The 17158-nt window shown below is 54.5% G+C and carries 13 protein-coding genes; 3 read left to right on the top strand and 10 right to left on the bottom strand.

Annotated features, from left to right (window positions below; all coding sequences use genetic code 11):
* Positions 1-17: 17 nt before the first annotated feature.
* From P1X16_RS17435 to P1X16_RS17395, 9 genes are all read right to left on the bottom strand, one after another.
* Positions 18-572, bottom strand: a complete 555-nt coding sequence (locus P1X16_RS17435; RefSeq protein WP_277231512.1) for a DUF4442 domain-containing protein — start codon at positions 570-572, stop codon at positions 18-20.
* Positions 573-770: 198 nt separating this feature from the next.
* Positions 771-2756: a DUF3857 domain-containing protein gene (locus tag P1X16_RS17430; protein WP_277231509.1), complete on the bottom strand. Its 1986-nt coding sequence runs from the start codon at positions 2754-2756 to the stop codon at positions 771-773.
* A 64-nt stretch (positions 2757-2820) separates the two neighbouring features.
* Complete coding sequence (locus P1X16_RS17425) at positions 2821-4791, bottom strand: DUF3857 domain-containing protein (protein WP_277231507.1); 1971 nt, start codon at positions 4789-4791, stop codon at positions 2821-2823.
* The gene (locus tag P1X16_RS17420; RefSeq protein WP_277231505.1) at positions 4778-8002 is read right to left on the bottom strand and encodes a hypothetical protein; all 3225 of its coding nucleotides are present in this window, start codon (positions 8000-8002) and stop codon (positions 4778-4780) included. The genes P1X16_RS17425 and P1X16_RS17420 overlap by 14 nt, the downstream gene beginning before the upstream one ends.
* A 240-nt stretch (positions 8003-8242) precedes the next feature.
* On the bottom strand, positions 8243-8713 hold the full coding sequence (locus tag P1X16_RS17415; RefSeq protein ID WP_277231503.1) for a PPC domain-containing DNA-binding protein: 471 nt from the start codon (positions 8711-8713) through the stop codon (positions 8243-8245).
* A gap of 228 nt (positions 8714-8941) precedes the next feature.
* Entirely contained in the window at positions 8942-10246 is a 1305-nt protein-coding gene (locus tag P1X16_RS17410; RefSeq protein ID WP_277231501.1) for a hypothetical protein, read from the bottom strand.
* Positions 10243-11112 (bottom strand): hypothetical protein, encoded by an 870-nt coding sequence (locus tag P1X16_RS17405; protein ID WP_277231499.1) that lies wholly within the window; start codon positions 11110-11112, stop codon positions 10243-10245. Before P1X16_RS17405 ends, P1X16_RS17410 begins: the two co-directional genes overlap by 4 nt.
* A 35-nt stretch (positions 11113-11147) precedes the next feature.
* Positions 11148-11717: an RNA polymerase sigma factor gene (locus tag P1X16_RS17400; RefSeq protein WP_277232972.1), complete on the bottom strand. Its 570-nt coding sequence runs from the start codon at positions 11715-11717 to the stop codon at positions 11148-11150.
* A gap of 273 nt (positions 11718-11990) precedes the next feature.
* Entirely contained in the window at positions 11991-13589 is a 1599-nt protein-coding gene (locus tag P1X16_RS17395; protein WP_277231497.1) for an aldehyde dehydrogenase family protein, read from the bottom strand.
* 262 nt (positions 13590-13851) lie between these two features.
* Between P1X16_RS17395 and P1X16_RS17390 the strand changes: the two genes are divergently transcribed.
* From P1X16_RS17390 to P1X16_RS17380, 3 genes are all read left to right on the top strand, one after another.
* The gene (locus tag P1X16_RS17390; protein ID WP_277231495.1) at positions 13852-14298 is read left to right on the top strand and encodes a hypothetical protein; all 447 of its coding nucleotides are present in this window, start codon (positions 13852-13854) and stop codon (positions 14296-14298) included.
* Between the two features lie 164 nt (positions 14299-14462).
* The gene (locus P1X16_RS17385) at positions 14463-14891 is read left to right on the top strand and encodes an STAS/SEC14 domain-containing protein (protein ID WP_277231493.1); all 429 of its coding nucleotides are present in this window, start codon (positions 14463-14465) and stop codon (positions 14889-14891) included.
* A gap of 209 nt (positions 14892-15100) precedes the next feature.
* A complete protein-coding gene (locus P1X16_RS17380; protein ID WP_277231491.1) occupies positions 15101-15514 on the top strand; it encodes a hypothetical protein in 414 nt (137 codons plus the stop codon).
* 107 nt (positions 15515-15621) lie between these two features.
* Here P1X16_RS17380 and P1X16_RS17375 read toward each other — a convergent pair whose 3' ends face one another.
* On the bottom strand, positions 15622-17121 hold the full coding sequence (locus P1X16_RS17375; protein ID WP_277231490.1) for a Do family serine endopeptidase: 1500 nt from the start codon (positions 17119-17121) through the stop codon (positions 15622-15624).
* Between the last annotated feature and the right edge of the window lie 37 nt (positions 17122-17158).

Raw genomic sequence — 17158 nt, 5'->3', positions numbered from 1 at the left:
CTATGCGCCTAGCAGTTTCATTTTGCCCTGAACGACCACGTAATGCGGAAGGTGGCCACTGTGTCGCCGGCGTGGTCCACGCCCGTGCTGGTGCAGACCACCGTGCGGCCCTCGCCGCTGGCGCGGCTGTCCGCAATGGCTTGCGCAATACGGAGGCCGTCTGCGCTGGTGAAGGCAATCAGGCCCGTTGCCTTTTTGGTGAAATCAGCTTCTAGGCCTACCACCAACATCGAGACACGACCGGCACCTTGGGTATACATCATGGCCAGCATGCCGCTGGCCATTTCGGCGGCCATGCTCAGGCAAGCGAAGTAGATACTGCGGAATGGATTCTTGGTGAGGTACTTGAACGGCACCGTAATAACGGCCCGCTCTGCTGTAACCTCGCGCAACCGCAGCCCCGCCAAGTAGGCCATCGGTAGGCTGCGTAGCATAAACAGCCGCAGCTTCAACGGATTCGAGATGGTGCGTCGGAAAGCCGCAGCAGCCGGCGTGTCGACAGAGGCAGCAGGAACAGGCGTCATGGTAGCGGAGTGTAGTGTAGCATAAATGTAGTCTTTTGCTTCACGCATCGTGGCTAAGCCAGCGGAACAAAGTGCTGTCAAAAGCCCTATTCAACAATACGCGAAACCTCTTCTTCGCGCTACACAGTAAGCTGTTTAAAAACCGAGGGGAAATAGAGCCACACCGTATTTGCTGTGGCTCTATTTCCCCTCGGTTGTTCTAAGGTTCTGACAGTTGCCAGGCTGTCAAGTAAGCTCGATTACAGATTAGCTTTTCGTCTTCTCCAAGACCAGCACTACTTTGTTGAAGTTGGCGGCGGCATTCACTACGTCGCGGAACACTTCAAAGTCCTTCTTCGGCCAGCGAATCTGGCGGTAAGCTTCGGTGATGGTGACTTTGACGGTCTGGCCCTGCACATCGTACTTCGAGTTGAAGTAGTAGAGCGGATCTTTGGCATCGGGGCCGGCTTTCACGTCGGCATTCAGGTCTTGCAGGTTCCGAACGTGGTAGCCCGCTGGCAGTTCTAAGGTAATAACGCGGTTGTAGCGGCGGTTATAGTCGTTTTCCACGTCGTACTGCCGGGTTTCCGGCTGGTACAGCTCCGACTGCGGCCCCAGCAAGTCGCCAATCTTGAATAGGTAGCGCTGGCCCGCCTTGTTGAGCAACGCAGCCGATTCTACATTGGCATCTACCAGAAACGGCTTATTGAGTGGGCTCAATCCGGCCTCGCCATTGGTTGCTTTCACGCTCTGGAAGGTGGCATCCGGCACGCTGGACTTTATCAACGACTGCAAAATTTCCGCACGCTTCTCTTCCGGTATCAGGGAGTAATAAGGCTGAATGTCCTGCGCGTGGTAGCCGCCCAGAATTTGGTGCATGTCCACAATAGCCTTGTCTAGCTCGGGCGAAAATTTCACCTTGATGTCTAGGTCATAGGGGCTTTGCTCGGCACTCAGCGTTGGAATGTCGCGCACAGTACCCACCGCCGACTCCGTGGACCCAAGCTTCACGGTTCGCACGAACAAGCCTTTGTTGGCTGTCCAGCCGGGGGGCACCATGCCGTAGCGGAAATCGGGACGGGCGGGGGCCAGCAGTTGCTTGGTTTCGGGGAAATAGAGGATGTAGTTGTCGAGGTAGTTCCAGGAATCAAACGACTCGTCGAAGACTACGCTGGAACGGTCGGAAGTCACTACCAACTCGTGCTCGATGTTGAGGCGCCGCAGCAGGGCCGCAAACAACCGGGTCATGCCCATTTCGGAGGCATTGTGCGTGGCCGCTATCCTAGTTAAGTTGGATTCGGCGCTTTCCTTCACATTGAAATTAGTTTTGAGATACTGCTCTAGCGCCCGCACCCGCGTTTCCAAGTCACCAGTTGGCACCTTGGCAGTTTTCAGAATCTTATCGGCCGCCTTGGCTTCGTCTTTGGCTAGCGTGTAGGTGCTTTCGTACAGGTACATACTGGCATCGGCCCAAGTAAAGAGGCGAGTCCGGCCGCGCTGGGCGGTATAGGCTAGCTTGTACTCCACACGCATACGCTCAGCGTCGACGGTGGCAAAAGCTTCTTCCCGCACGGCCGGTACGTGGGCCAGCTTCATGTTGAGGTGGTGCTTGCCAGCCAACAACGTGTCGCGGGGCGAAGCCGGGCCGTTGTACACCCGGGCGTCGAAGGTGAGGGCCTCCGGCGAAATCAACTCGAACGTTACGTCCCGCGCTGGCAGGTCGCTCTGCAAATAGTCGCGCCCGAAGAACTTGGGGGCCTGCTCCCGGAAAAACACGTACTCTATTTCCGAGCCTTTCTCGACGCCTTCCACCGCAAAAATCTTGAAGCCCCGGCGGCCGTCTTCGTCTTTCAGCTCTTTGATGTTGCCTTGGTTCACCTCTACCACTTCCCCGCGCGGGCTGATGGTGCGGGCCTTCAGGGACAGCAACTGACCACCGTCTTCGGGAATATAGATTTTGTTGAACCGCTCGATACCGTCGGAAGTATTCACGCGCATAATGCGGTGCTCGGTCGAGTACAGTTTTAGCGCCTTGTCTTGGGTGCTGTACATGTATTCGTGCGCCGTAAACTCGCGCAGCACCATGGCCGGGTGCTTTGCTTCTTCCTCAGTGATGGACAGACGCTTGGTGCGCTTGGCGTCCCAATCGTAGGTGGCGTATTGCAGCGCAGCCGGCACCGTTTGGGCCAGCACCGGGCTAGCCGTAAGCAAGAATACCACCGCCGTGGTGCGGATAGTTGATAAGAATTTCATAGGTAGTAAAAGATGATACTAGCTGATAGGGAGAAGGCCCATTCAGGAGGTTCGCCTGCCGCGGCTACACTCGCTTTTTCTTGAAAATGACGGTTTCGCGGTAGGCAGCATTTAGCTTCTCAATACCGGCGTTCCACTGACTGAACTGCTTGGGCTCCAGCATCAGGTAGTTGATGTACACCTCCCGATCCTGCACGATTTTGTTGCCTTGCCGCTCGTACTTGATGCGGAAGCCGAACAGCGGGTCGTGCGACTCGGTAGCGGCTGGTAAGTACTCCACGTCGTAACCGGCTGGTATTTCCAGTTCGGTACGGGTGCGGTTTTGATGCGCGTACTCGTTCACGCGAGGCAAGCGGCGCTTGGTAGCGTCAATCTTGTCGTGGGCGTAAGGCTGCTCCAGGTTCAGGTTCACGTAGATTTCGTCGTCGAGCTTCTGCACATAGTCTTGCAAACGGTACTCGTAGTCGATGGTCAAGGGCTTGTCGTGGGTATCGAGGTGGCTGACCTTGTAGCTATCCACGAAGAACTTGTTGTTGCCTCGTTCCAGCAGCGCCTTCACGTACTTGTTTTCCTGCTGCTGATCGAGGCCATCAAGGGCATAGCTCTGCCGCACCTTCGCGTAACCGCTGAGTTGCATGCTGCCTTTGCCACGCAGCCCACCCTTATCGTCCAGCATCAGCGCCGACACGTCGGAAATAGGGCTCCGGTCTTTCTCCATCACCGGCACGCCCACCACTTTGCAGTTTTTACCGTCGATTGCCAGCAAGGCTTCTTTGCCTTGAATGAAGGACGAGGGCATCCCAAACGGCATGTATTTGTTGGTGGCATCGAGGAAAACATACTTGCCAGGGCTGGCTTCGTACGTCGTTATCATATGGTTGTCAACGCCGGGTGTGGCTAGCTCGGAGTAGCGGTAAGGCAGGTCGCGGGTTCCTATCCAGGTGAGGTAGGATTTGATGCCCGCCATGCGGAGCATCTCGCGGGTTAGGTTGGCCATGTCCTTGCAATCGCCGTAGCGCTTGGCGTACACTTGGCCGGCGTCGCGGGGAATAAACCCGCCCATGCCATTCTCGAAAGCCACGTAGCGGATATTGTCTTGCACCCAATAGTAGATGCGCTGCACCCGCTCTTGCTCGGTTTTAGCTCCCACCACCAAGGAGTCTACCACCTTGTGCAGGGCGGGGCTTTCCTTGGGGTCGAGGTTGCTCACGAACCCCGAATACAGGTTATACAACTCAGGTACGCCGGCTAGCATCTTGCGCGCCGGCCCGGCCACCGAGGGCACTTCCTCCACAAAATAGACGAGGTGCGGCAGGTAATAGGCTGCCTCCGGGCCGTTGTCGTCGCGGGGCGGGCTTGGCAGGTTTTCGGCAGTCCACCGGTAGGTTACCAGATTGCCTTTTTCCTGCTTGGTGAAGTTGATGGGCGTATTCTCGACGTGAAACAGCTTGTAGTTGACTTTGATGCTGCGCGGCGCTGTAATCGTTAGCTCGGCATGCCGCATTGGCACGTGCGCTCCGAAATAGAACGGCGTCAAAAAGCGCGGGTCGGGGTGGCGCACGGTATAGTCCGTGATGGTGCGCGCCCCCGGCGACACGGCCGGAAAGCTGAACGTAGTAGCGCGGGTATCATCGTAGAATATACCCGACTGCAGCTCGAACTTCTCTTTGAAGTCGGTCACCTTAACCGCTTTGTAGCCGTTGCCGGCGGGCACCATCGTGCGGGCCTCCAACTTCTGCAACCGGCTGAAATGCGAATTGAATACCCGGTCGCTGGCATAAGCCACCGATTGGGCATCGAGGTGCAGCATATCTTGGTAATGACGCGCCAAAATCACCACCGAGTCGCCTTTTAACTCCAGGGTTAGGTCGGTGCGGTAATCTAGGTACACTGCTTTCTCGCCGGGAAATTGCGCCTGCATTTGAGCAACCAATTGCGTAGGCTGCTGAGCCCTGACGGGTGCAGCGCCTAACAGCAAACCTACTTGCAATACCAGCAGCGCAGCGGCGCGGCCCACTTCCTTACTTGCCTTCATACACGTACTGGTTCCAGTGAATTTCCTTTTTGATAGGCTTGCCTTGAGGGCTATAGTACACGGTGGGCCCTGATTTCTCGCCGCTACGGTAGCTTTCTTCGCGCTCCAGCGTCCCATCGGGCCGGTAGTAGCGGCAGCGGCCGTGGCGTTCATCATGGAGATACTCTTCCTCCTCCATAAGCTTGCCCGATGAGTAATAGCTGGTCAGCTTACCGGTTATTAAGCCGTCGACGAGCGTCATGCGCCTAAACACTTGCCCGGAGCTGTAGTAGACTGTGCGAGTTCCATCCCGCATGCCGCCCTTGATGGTTTCCTCTAGCGCAGGCTTACCGTTGGCAAAACTAGTTTTGATAGTCCCGGCCATGTGCTCGATGCGCTGCCAAGGTCCGGCCGGGTCGCGCCCGTCGCGGAAACCGACCAAGTCGCCCCGCTCGAACAGTTTTTCCACCAGCAGTTCGCCGTCTGGGTTGTAGAAGCGGCTTACGCCTTGCTCGGCCCCGTAGAGAAAATGCCGCACCACATCCAGCTGACCGTTTTCATAGTAATAGCTCACGTCGCCGTCGATGCTGCCTTGGCGGTAAAATGCTTTAAGCTGTAGCTGCCCCGATGCGTAATACTCGCGCCACTCCCCATCCCGCTGCCCACCCACGAAGTTTCCTTCTCTACTTGCCTTGCCATTGGGGTGGAAAGACTTGTATGCCCCTTCCCGCATGCCGGCCACATAGTTGGAACTGATTTCGGGCTTGCCAGAACTATAATACCACGTAGAAGGCCCTTGGTACTCGTAGCAAGCCAGAGCTGCGCGGTTGCGCAGCTTACCGTTGGGATAGGCTAACGTCGACTCTTTGGTGTCGGGCTGTAGCACATTGCGGCTAACTACTTGCCCAGTGGTGTCATAGGTCGACACCTGCACTTGGCGCCCAAACTCATACAAGCGCGACTCCGTGAGTTTGCCGTTGGGGTCAAGGCTACGGGTCAGGCCATTTTTCTGGCCTTTGTGCATTTCGTATTCTTCGCTCACGCGGCCGTCGGCGTAATAATCGCGCCAGGGTCCTTGCAGTTGCCCGTTGCGGTAGTAGCCCGTTTGGGATGGTTTACCGTCGCGGTAATACATCATGAAAGACCCATCCAGCAGGTCGTTGTGGTAGGTAGATTGGCTCTTGAGTTGGCCGTTAGCGTAAAAGTCTTCTGCAGTGCCTTCGAGTAACCCTTTCTGATAGTGCCGTATCCGCTGCACCCGACCGTTGGCATAGGCCCAGCGCCATTCGCCGTCCATTTGCCCGTTCAAGTAGTTGCCGCTGCCTTTCGAAACACCGTCAACATTCAGCGTTGGCACGGTCACGCGGCCCTTTTTAACGGGAGTATCAAGGAGGGCACGGCCATTAGCCGGATCATAATAGCGCTGACGCGTGACGCGGCCATGCTCGTAGTCGATATCAGAATAGAGCCGGCCCTGGTAGTTGTAGTCGTGGTAGGTGCCGTGCAATTCGCCAGCTTCATCGAAGGTTTTTTCTACACTGAGCTTGCCATCCGGGAAAAATTCTTTCCAGGTTCCGGTGCGCTTGCCGTGCGTAAACGTGCCGCTAATCTCCACTTGCCCGTTCGAGAAATACTCGGTGTAAGAACCGTGCAGTTCGCCCCCATCATACGAGCCGCGCTTTTCGGGCGTGCTGTCAGCGTAATTCACTTGGAATGGCCCCTGTTTTTTGCCACCCACGTAGTTGTACTCATACTCCACGGTGCCATTCGGGTACAGCGTGGTTTGCGGGCCTTCCTGCTTGTCGTCGCGGACCTGCACGCGCATCAGCGGCTTGCCGTTGGGATGAAAGGTGTTGTAAGCACCGTGCAGCAGCCCCTGCCGAAAAGTGCGCACTTCCGTTAGGGTGCCGCAGTAGTTGAATAGCTTCATCTCGCCGTCGGTCTTGTCGTGCGCATAAGTCATTTCCGCCGACGGCACTCCGTTGTCGTGGAACTCGCGCACCGGACCATGCACTTCACCATTAACGTAAGTGGCAGTTCGGGTGAGTTGGCCGTTCGGCCCGTAGTTGCGCCAAACTCCCGTGCGCTTGAAGTCGGCGCCGTAGCTGCCTTCTTCCTCCACTGCTCCATCTGAGGTTAAGTAAGTCCAGGGCCCCGTGAAATGGCGCTCCTTTCCTTCTATAGTGCCCGCGCCCAACCCTTGCAAATTTCCTTCGTCACCAAACCAGCCGTCCACAATTGCAGTTTTGCCTTCGCGGACTACAGGTTGCTTGTCGCGGAAACGGAGCAAGGCGGGCGAAAGCACTTGGTACAGCTTCTCGACTTTGCTTTTGTTGCTCTTCACCCACTGAGCGGCCTTCGTATCGTCGGCAGAAGCTAGGACGAGGTAAGTACCGGTGGTTAAGTTGTCGCCCTGACGCAAGACTTCCACCAAAGGTGCGTAGAGGCGCACCCACAAGTCATCGGCGGGTGTGGCCGTAGTTGGAAACTTCTCTACCAGCAACTGCACCTGCTTCACCAGGTCGGCGCTAAACTTCACTTTCGAAACGTAGTCTTTTCGCAGCGCTACTTTGGAATCGAGCAGCAAGTCCAGCTCCTTGAAAGCCTCATTGCTAGTTAGAGCAGAAATACGGTCAACATCTTTAACTTCCACCGTATGGGAGGCGTGCTGTTCCAGTTCTACCAGCACATCGTGGCTGCTCGGGCCGTCGGGCAGCACCAGCAGATACGCCAGCAAACTAAGCATAGCGTGGCTGGTCTGCCCCTGCCGCGATGCTAGTTCGGCTAATACATAATGGCTGGCTGGATGCGCAGGGCGTAGTTCCAAGCTACGCTGCAGGCTCGCTAGCCCGGGCTGAAATTTCTTGGCCGCAATCTGGGCTACTGCTTGGTTGTACCACAAGCTTTGGTAGTAAGGAAACAGCTTCAAGCCCGCCTGGAAAGCAGCTAGTGCTTTGTCTGAATGCTTTAATTCATCTTCGGCCGAGCCGAGCGTGATGTATGGCTGGGGATCAGAAAAGTGCAAGGCCAGGGCCCGGTTAGCGGCATCCGCAGATTCCTGATAACGCTTGGCCGCTAAGTAAGTAAGCGACAGTTCGGCCTGCACCGATGCATACAGAGAGTCTCCGGGCGTGACGGTGGAGTAGCGGGCAATAGCGGCATCAAATTCGTCTTTGTCGTGCAGCTTAACGCCTTCTTTCAGTACTTCAGCTGAATTGATAAGTGGCGGCAACCCACTCGATGCTGGGCCTTGTGCATAAGCAGCGCAAGCAGCTAAAAGCAGCGCGCAGGTTGTACTATAAGGTAAAAGGTGCATCTAATTAAATAATCAAACAATGCTAATTCAAGAGGCATGCCCACTATTACAAAGCGGATATTCTTACAATAATACACAACAGACCCTCCTTCTGAAACAGTCAGAGGGGTTCTCATAAATAATATTTTTCAGGTAGGGCTTGCTATCTACTGCTTTCTACTGCCCAGCTGCTTTCTTTTGCTTGGGAGCTGGAGCAAGCGGATACACGGTTAGTTCGCGGTAGCCATACGTAGGGTCAGGCTCGCGACGAAAATCGAGCTGTTCCAACACGCCTATTACCACTTCGGCCGTGGTGTAGATCAGGTTGCCATCCAGCAAATGCCCGCCTAAGGTTCGTCCTGTCGAATCGGATACGGCCAAGTGCAAATGGCTGCCATTGGTAGAAAGCGTACCAACCAACGACACTATCTCGAAATGGCCCCGGTACACAGTTGGGTTTTCTTGGTTGGCCAGCCGCAACGTAGCTTGGGTGAGGCTGCCTACACACGTTACCATAGCTCCTGCCCGAATTTGATGCTGCCGCACGAAAGCATCGAGTTGCTGCCGCAAATCCTGACCAGGCGTTAGGCGCAGCGCGTAGGTGCGCATAGGGGAGGCAGTAGGCTTGGCAGGTAACGCAGTGGGCATAACAGCGGGGGTTTGAGCGAAAAGAAAAGCCGGCCACAAAACCAGCAGCAAGATCAAGCGCATCAAGTAAGCAGTTGAGTAGGCTGTAAAGAACGAATAAGCGGCGCAAACATAAACGGGCCGCGAGCTTCGTCACAGTGGTTACTTACCACTACAACTTAGCCCGCGGCCCGTTTATGTTTGCGCCGCCTGATTAGCCTTCTGTGTTAGCAGAAGTTACAGATAGTCTTACCGATTGAAACGCACGTTGCCATAGCGCACCCGAATGTTGACGTTGCTGGCAGCCGGAGCGCCGGTTTTCACCACATTGAAGGTGCCTTGCATATCGCTGGAAACGGGGCTGGTTTCTTCGGAAGCCACGCGCACCAACTTCTTGTCTACCAAGAGCTTACCATGTTGCGTATTTACATCGAAATTGAAGCCAGCTTCGTCTTCGAAGTTCAATAGGATAGTGCTGTAGCCGCCGTCCAAGTTGATCTGACGGAAGTTGCGCCCTGTATTGCGCACCTCGAAGTTGGGGCAATACTGCACCGTCATATCCAACTGGTTGCTGAGCTTATCGATGCTGAATTTCGAGTAGCCTGAGGTGCCACGTAAGTTACGCACAGTACCCAGGGCCACGTCGCCATATTTGCTATGTACCGTGAGGTCCTGCACTATCCCGATGTTGATATCAGAGTAGTTGTTGCGCAAATCTACGTTCTGACCACCGTCGAGGCGCAGGCGAGAGTACGAGGCATCAATACCCGCTTGGCGCACATACGGTATGGCAGCTTGGCCATTGCCAATGCGCAGTAGGTTTTGGCTTCCTTCGAGGCGCCCAGTACGCAACGTACCGTACTCAACAGCCAGTTCGGTGGAGCCGCTTAGGTCGCCTAGAATGCTTACTTCCCCAAACGTGTTATGAATGTTCAAGGGGGTGTTCCGAGGCAGCCAGATGGTGTAGTTCACCTCGTAAAGCTTAGTCCGGCTCCAGCATCCGTGCGGCATTGTGCTGAACTTCGACTTGGCCGATACGCCCCCGGTGGTTGGATCAGTTTCCAGCAGCTGCACCTGAATCATTTCCTGTAGCTGCTGGGCTTTCTCGTCGGTGTCGGCGCGGGTAATGATGTCCACATCAGTCCGAATTTCTGACCGGCTCCACACATTAACCTGTACCCGGCCGTAGCGGGTAATTAGGTTAAAAGGCTTGCCGTTGGGCACCGCAAAGGTGCGGCTTAGCTTGCGTGTCCGTTCGGCAGCGGGCAGGGCCGTTCCATCATTCTGCTGCTCTTGCTGAGGGTCCTGGCCCAAAGAAGCTTGCTGTCCTTGCTGGCAACGCCCATCTACTGGCACCTCTGGCCCACCACCTTGAGGCCAGAAAGTCGGAATTTCCGCCCCGGACTGCTGATAGTACTGAACATCAGTTGCGGGCTGCGTGCGAACCGGTTCCTTTGTTTGCTGCTGCGCCTGCACGGTATTGCCGGCCACTACTAGGCAGCTTACCGCCAGCACACGGCTGGTCCACAGAAAAGTGCGGCGGGAATAGTTCATGGCATCGGGTGATTGTCGGCAACCATCATCGGTTGGGCATGGTACTCTTGTACCTGCTCGCGGGTGCGGGTCTGCTGGTTCAGAATGTCGAGGCGAATTTGCAGGTTGCGGTTCATGGCTTCCAACACTACATCAGGCTCCGGATTGCGGTAGAGCTCAACCTTCAGCTGACGATAGGTGGAATCCAGACTAGCTAGTTCACGCTGCCAGTCGGCCGTGGACGGAGCGCTGGCTACGGCCGTGGCCGCTTCAAGCTGACGCAACTCGTTTTGCCGCTCGCTGATTTCGGCTGCATAGTAGGTTTCCATGCGGCGCACGGCAGTACCTAAGTGCTGCGCTGGTGCTTCCGTTGAATTAGCCACCGGCGAAGCACCAAAGTATAAGCCGGCACTCAGGTCCTCCAACTCGGTGCTTGGCGCAGCCAGCACCAGCGGCGAAGTGCCTGTATTGGCCCAGCCAATTGCCTGCTGTTGCTTGTTCCATACGGCACCAACACCAGCCATCAGCAAGAGTGCTACTGCCGCGGCCACACCAGGGCGTGGCAGCCAGCTGTGGGTACCAGCAACTTTAACTGGTTTTGCCGGCGTGGCTTCTGGCGTTTCAGGATACAGTTTTACAATGCGCAACGATTCACTAGCAGCCGCTTCTTCGGAGACGGGAGCTACAGCGCTGGCCGTGGGTGCAGCCAGTTGCTGTTCGATGTCATCCCACAAATCCGGGCGCGGCTCGAACGCATCGAACTTGGCGCGGTGCCGCTCGATGAAATTCTCCAGTCCGGTTTCTTTGTCGTTCATAATGAGGGTGGTACTAGGCACGTGGTTTATTTCAACCCGTCGCGCCCCGTCGTTTTGGGGTGGGCGGTACACGGCAGGCGAAATAAAGTGAAGTAAGAAAGGTGTGTTTACGAAGTCAGGCCCCGCTGGCAAGCTAGTTCAAGCAGTTTTTTGCGGGCCCGGCTATACTGCGACTTAGAGGTAGATTCGGTAATACCTAAAATGCTGGCAATTTCAGCGTGGTCGTAGCCTTCGAGGAGGTATAAGGTCAGGACTACCCGATAGCCATCGGGCAATTCTTGTACGCAGCGCCGCACCACATCGGCCCGCCACTGCACGCCCTCCATGTCGGCGGCCTGATCTGGCAATTCCAAGCCGGCCGCGTCGTGCTGCTCGCCTAGAGGAACCAGTTGCAAGCGCCGATTGCGCAGGCAGTTAATACTCTTATTGATAACTATTCGTTTCAGCCAACTACCAAAAGATGAGTCGCCTTTATAACTGTGCAATTCTCGGAATGCACTCAGAAACGACTCTTGCAACACGTCCTCGGCCTCGGCGAAATCACCGGTAATCCGCAGGGAGGCGTTGAACATGGCTTTCGAATAGCGCTTATAAATTTCGGCCTGCGCCCGTCGGTCGCCCAGGCGGCACCGCTCGACCAGCGGGGCGTTGATATCGGTATACGCAAAAGCTTCCATAGCGTCGGGCGAAGGCAGCGAATTAGAGGATGGATGATCGTAAATATCCAACTTTCTGGGCAAAGCCGCTAGAGGGTGGCGGTCATGCAGGAGAAAGACTTAGCTACTTAAGGTGAGGTTGCACAGCATCAGTAAAATTTCAAACAGTCGGCACTTTCGCCGGCGGCTGTGTTGCCTAAGCTGGCTTCACTAAATGCAGAAAACACACAACGCAATAGGCCTGCCTAGTAGTACTAAGCAGGCCTATACAAGGGAAACGAAAAGGAATATTATTTAAACATCAAACTTAATGCCCTGCGCTAAGGGCAACTGGGTGCTGTAGTTGATGGTGTTAGTTTGACGGCGCATGTACACACGCCACGCGTCGGAACCGGACTCCCGGCCGCCGCCAGTTTCTTTCTCACCACCAAAAGCGCCCCCAATTTCTGCGCCACTCGTGCCAATGTTGACGTTGGCAATTCCACAATCGGAGCCGGTATGGGCAAGGAAGGCTTCGGCCTCGCGCATGTTCAGCGTGAATATGCTGGACGACAAGCCCTGCCGCACGCCATTTTGCAGATCTATGGCTTCCTCCACCCCGCCGTTGTACTGAATCAGGTACAGGATCGGCGCAAAGGTTTCCTCCTGCACCATGTGGTAATGGTTTTCAGCCTCTACTAGCGCCGGCTGCACATAAGTGCCGGTCTCGTAGCCCGCACCCGACAGCACTTCGCCACCGACAAGTAGTTTGCCACCTTCAGCCTGCACCTCTTCGAGGGCTTTGGTGAAGTTCTGAACGGCCTGCTGATCAATCAGTGGGCCAACCAGCGTGCCTTCCTGCAAGGGGTTGCCAATGGGTAGGTTGGGGTATATTTTCAAAAGGCGAGCCTTCACCTCCTCAAATACACTGGCATGAATAATAACCCGCCGCGTAGTGGTGCAGCGCTGTCCGGCCGTACCTACTGCACCGAACACAATGGCTCGGATAGCAATGTCGAGGTCGGCGTGCTCGGTAACGATGATGGCGTTGTTGCCGCCAAGTTCCAGCAAAGCGCGCCCAAGCCGGGCACCTACGACTTCGCCTACTTTCTTGCCCATGCGGGTGCTACCCGTAGCTGACACCAGCGGCACGCGGCTGTCAGCGGCCATCTGCGCCCCAATTTCGGCTTCCCCAACAACCAAGTTGAAGATGCCTTCTGGCAGTTCGTTTTCGCGCAGCACGTCGGCCAGAATATGCTGCACGGCTACTGCGGTAAGTGGGGTTTTCTCAGAGGGCTTCCAAATGCATACATCACCGCACACAGCAGCCAGCATAGCATTCCAACTCCAGACAGCTACCGGGAAATTAAAGGCCGAGATAATACCAACTATGCCCAGTGGGTGGTACTGCTCGTACATGCGGTGCGCAGGCCGCTCCGAGTGCATGGTGAAGCCGTGAAGCTGCCGCGAGAGGCCCACTGCAAAGTCACAGATGTCTATCATCTCCTGCACTTCGCCGAGGCCCTCCTGCAAGATTTTGCCCATCTCGTAGCTTACTAGCTTACCTAGAGGCTCCTTGTATTGGCGAAGCTTATTGCCGATCTGCCGCACTATTTCTCCGCGCTTCGGAGCAGGCACGGTGCGCCAGGTAATAAATGCTGCTTGTGCTGTTTCAACTACGTGGTCGTAGTCGGCGGCGGTGGCCAATGCTACCGTCCCGATACGGCGGCCGTCGGCGGGCGAATGGATTGTTTTGGAAGGGCTATCCGCGGCGCTGCCCCATTGCAAACCCGTACTCCAGGCTCCATTGGTGGCTTGTATACCTAGCTCACGCAGCACCTGTTGAATACCATGTGGATCATGTTCTTGCACGTCGGTGCCAGTGGCGGCCGCTTCTTCTAAGGCTTGTTTCATGATATGAGGAATAGGATGGGGTTGGGTACAGCAAAGGTACTCTGCTTCCAGAACTAAGATTGACAACACCGTGCACAACGATGACCTGCCTATCTAGGTGATAAGGCCACATTACTTCAGCCAAAACCACGCAATGGCATTTTTTCAATAATTAAATAAATCTAATTCTTGCTTACTTTGCATGCAAACCGTGTTACTGATCTGCTTGTCATAGAAAAACAAATTATTTATCATTACGTCAGATTTCAAGACACTTTGTACTATGCCGTCTCCCACCTCCGCTACTATACCTGATACAACCTATACAGATTATCTTAATCTTACTTATCGCCCCGACTTACAGACGGTTGTATTGCGCTGGTTGCGCGATGTTTCATTTCCTGAATTACAACTAGCGCACCGTGCGGCTTTAGAGCTCACAACATATCATAAAGCCAGCTTTTGGTTTGTGGATGTGCGACGTAGACTAATAGTTAATAACACTCATACTCGTTGGCTGACTGATGAATTTTTCCCGCATGCAGCAACTCAATCACCAACAGGCAATCTGCGAATTGCTTACCTCACGTCTCCTAACCGACAACGGATTATCGACGACGATTCCGATATGCAGCTCACAATTGCCCGTGCCGCAAGCACTAGCCAGCCTTATCGTTTGTGTACCTTCGTCGACGAAGCTTCCGCTATGTCTTGGCTGCTGAATGGCTAATTAGTTGGTTTACACTTGGCAAGGAGCCTTCTACTCAATATGTTCACTAAAAATGGAGGTTGAAATCAACAATCACTCTGTCGTCGGCTTTCGTAAGGCTATCTTATTACGATGTCTGTCGGGAGAAAGCTTGCTCTAATCATCAAGTGTAACCCGACAAACGTATGCAGCCTCAAACCTCTACCATCGCCGACCATCTTTCTCTTACCTATCGCCCTGATTTGGGTGTACTTATTGCGCGGTGGCAGCGCCCTGTAACCTTAGAGGAACTACAAATCGGTTATCGGGCCTTGGCTGACGAAGCGGAGCGTGTCGGGACAGTACGATGGTTGCTCGACACCCGAGCCCTGACTCTAAGCAAAGAAGCTGGCCAATGGGTGAACGATATGTTTTACCCCACCCTGGCATCTCGTTTCAACCAACCTTTGCGTATGGCCTATATGGTCCCCCCCGATAGCCAGCGCCAACTGCGGACCGATGCCGAAATGGCCGCACTTCTCGAACGGTTCGAACAAACGATGTATCCGTATTGCTTTCAGCTTTTCGATCAAGAAGGGGAAGCGCAAAGCTGGCTAGCTACCCCAATTACTTAGGGCGAAGACAACGACTACCAATGAAGCTGTTCCTTTTCGGGAACTGTCCTTTGTTGAGAGTACTATCCACTTTGCCACATAAACGCAATAAATTAGTAGAAGCATATACAATAGCTACTCTTGTATTCTATCCTTTAGCCTGCCCTCATTATTTGCTGTGCTAAACTCTTATCTTATACCCTTGGTCTAACATCTATATGCACGCCGTAATGTCAGCCGTTACTTGCTCGATCCAGTACCGACCAGACCTGGACATTCTGGTGGTGCGTTGGCCTGATGATGCGGCCTTGCTGCAATTGCAAGCCGACTTCACGGCCGTATTGGCTGCTGCTCAGCAGCACAATGCTGCGCGCTGGCTTCTCGACGTGCGGCGGCGAGAGCATATCAGCGTAGAACTAGGTCGCTGGACTACCACCCTTTTCTATCCGCAAGCAGCAAGTCGCTTGGCACCTCAAGTGCTTCATATAAGTGTGCTCTGCTCTCCAGCCCGCATGGCCGTTTACGCCGGAGACCCTGTTCAGATGCAATATCTTACGTTTGGTTTGGCTCCTGAGCGCCCCTATTTTATGCGCCTTTTCGGCGACGAAGGTTCGGCCATGGAATGGCTTCGTACGAAAGCGTAAACCTGATTAGCCACGCATTGTAACCCGACTGCACACTGACTTTTGACTGTATACAAAAAAAGCCTCTGCTATTCGGCAGAGGCTTTTTTAATTAAGAATACTTGAAATTACTCGGCTTGCCCAATGGGGTAATACGCCTTACGACCGTCAGGATAAACACCTTCTACAAGGGCACCTTCGCTGTCTTTAGCCGCTTCGAGGAACTTCTCTACATCTTGAGGCTTCGTTACCCGATTCTTGTCGATGCGCGTAATGATGAAGCCGTCGGCGATGCCAGTTTCACGGAAATTAGATTTGCCGATACCGCTGATCTTAGCACCACCATCCAAACCAAGCTTATTCATCTCCTGCTTGGTTACGGGTGCCAGCGTAGCACCTTCGTACTTAATGGCTTTGCTAACTTCCTCCCGAATGATATCCGTGGTGCCAGTAGCGTTGCGCAGAGTAGCAGTAGCGGTCCGAGCATCATTACCACGCAGGTAAGTTACCTTAATCTTGTCGCCAGGGCGGAAGCGGGCTACTTGCTCCTGAAGCTGAGACGAGGTGTTCACCTTGGTGCCGTTGATTTCAGTGATGATATCACCGGGCTTGATACCAGCCTCCGATGCCGAACTACCCTCCGTCAGAGACTGAACATAGACGCCATTGAGCGTAGGGAGCTTTTTCTCGGAAGCCAGCGTGGCATCAACTTCCTGGATGCTCACACCCAAGAGGGCGCGCTGTACCACTTTATACTTCAGCAGGTCGTCGATTACTTTGCTCACGATAGAGCTAGGCACGGCAAACGAATAGCCTACAAACGAACCAGTTTGAGAAGCAATAGCCGAGTTGATACCAATCAGGTCACCGTTCAGGTTCACAAGAGCACCACCAGAGTTACCAGGGTTCACGACAGCATCGGTCTGCAAGAACGACTCGATGCCCATACCTTTCTGGTCGCGCAGGATGCTGATGTTACGCCCTTTGGCCGAGATAATACCAGCTGTAACCGTAGAGTTCAGGTTGAAAGGATTGCCTACCGCCAGTACCCACTCCCCTACTTTCACTTGGTCGGAGTTGCCGTAGCGGATGAAAGGCAGGTTGTCGGCCTTTACCTTGAGCAACGCCAAGTCGGTGGTTGGGTCAGTGCCTACTAGTTCGGCGTCAAACTTACGCTTGTCGTCCATTATCACCGTAATCTTGTCAGCCTTGTCGATTACGTGATTGTTGGTAACGATATAACCATTGGCAGCAATGATAACGCCCGAGCCAGAGCCCTGCTGTACCCCTTGGCCACGGCCATGATATTGTTCGAAATCGTCGCCAAAGAACTGCCGCAAGAACGGATCCATCTGAGCACCGCCCTGGCTAGGCTTCGGAGCATACTCAGTTGTGACGTGCACCACAGCCGGCGTCACCGATGCTGCCGCCGCCGTGAAATTAAGACCTTCGGGTACCACGTAGTTGCTGCTGCGCAGCTCACTCGTGTACCGAACGTTAGGGTCAGCAGCCACGGTTTGAGGCGTAATCGCACGCTCGGGTTCCAGCAGCTTGTACCCACCCACTGCTACACCGCCGCCAAGAATGGCAGAGCCTAGCAGACCGAGCATCATTTGTTTTGCTTGCATGGGTAATATGATAGTTGAAGAAGAAAAAGAAGAGAAC

It is taken from the genome of Hymenobacter sp. YC55 (genome assembly GCF_029433095.1).
GTDB lineage: Bacteria > Bacteroidota > Bacteroidia > Cytophagales > Hymenobacteraceae > Hymenobacter.
This window is presented reverse-complemented; position numbering and strand designations above follow the sequence as displayed.

Bases quoted from the DNA above. Each gene is read 5' to 3' on its own strand.
- P1X16_RS17430 (WP_277231509.1), bottom strand. From the start codon at position 2,756: ATGAAATTCTTATCAACTATCCGCACCACGGCGGTGGTATTCTTGCTT.
- P1X16_RS17380 (WP_277231491.1), top strand. From the start codon at position 15,101: ATGTCAGCCGTTACTTGCTCGATCCAGTACCGACCAGACCTGGACATT.
- P1X16_RS17385 (WP_277231493.1), top strand. From the start codon at position 14,463: ATGCAGCCTCAAACCTCTACCATCGCCGACCATCTTTCTCTTACCTAT.
- P1X16_RS17415 (WP_277231503.1), bottom strand. From the start codon at position 8,713: ATGCCCACTGCGTTACCTGCCAAGCCTACTGCCTCCCCTATGCGCACC.
- P1X16_RS17425 (WP_277231507.1), bottom strand. From the start codon at position 4,791: ATGAAGGCAAGTAAGGAAGTGGGCCGCGCCGCTGCGCTGCTGGTATTG.
- P1X16_RS17410 (WP_277231501.1), bottom strand. From the start codon at position 10,246: ATGAACTATTCCCGCCGCACTTTTCTGTGGACCAGCCGTGTGCTGGCG.
- P1X16_RS17435 (WP_277231512.1), bottom strand. From the start codon at position 572: ATGCGTGAAGCAAAAGACTACATTTATGCTACACTACACTCCGCTACC.
- P1X16_RS17375 (WP_277231490.1), bottom strand. From the start codon at position 17,121: ATGCAAGCAAAACAAATGATGCTCGGTCTGCTAGGCTCTGCCATTCTT.
- P1X16_RS17390 (WP_277231495.1), top strand. From the start codon at position 13,852: ATGCCGTCTCCCACCTCCGCTACTATACCTGATACAACCTATACAGAT.
- P1X16_RS17395 (WP_277231497.1), bottom strand. From the start codon at position 13,589: ATGAAACAAGCCTTAGAAGAAGCGGCCGCCACTGGCACCGACGTGCAA.
- P1X16_RS17400 (WP_277232972.1), bottom strand. From the start codon at position 11,717: ATGGAAGCTTTTGCGTATACCGATATCAACGCCCCGCTGGTCGAGCGG.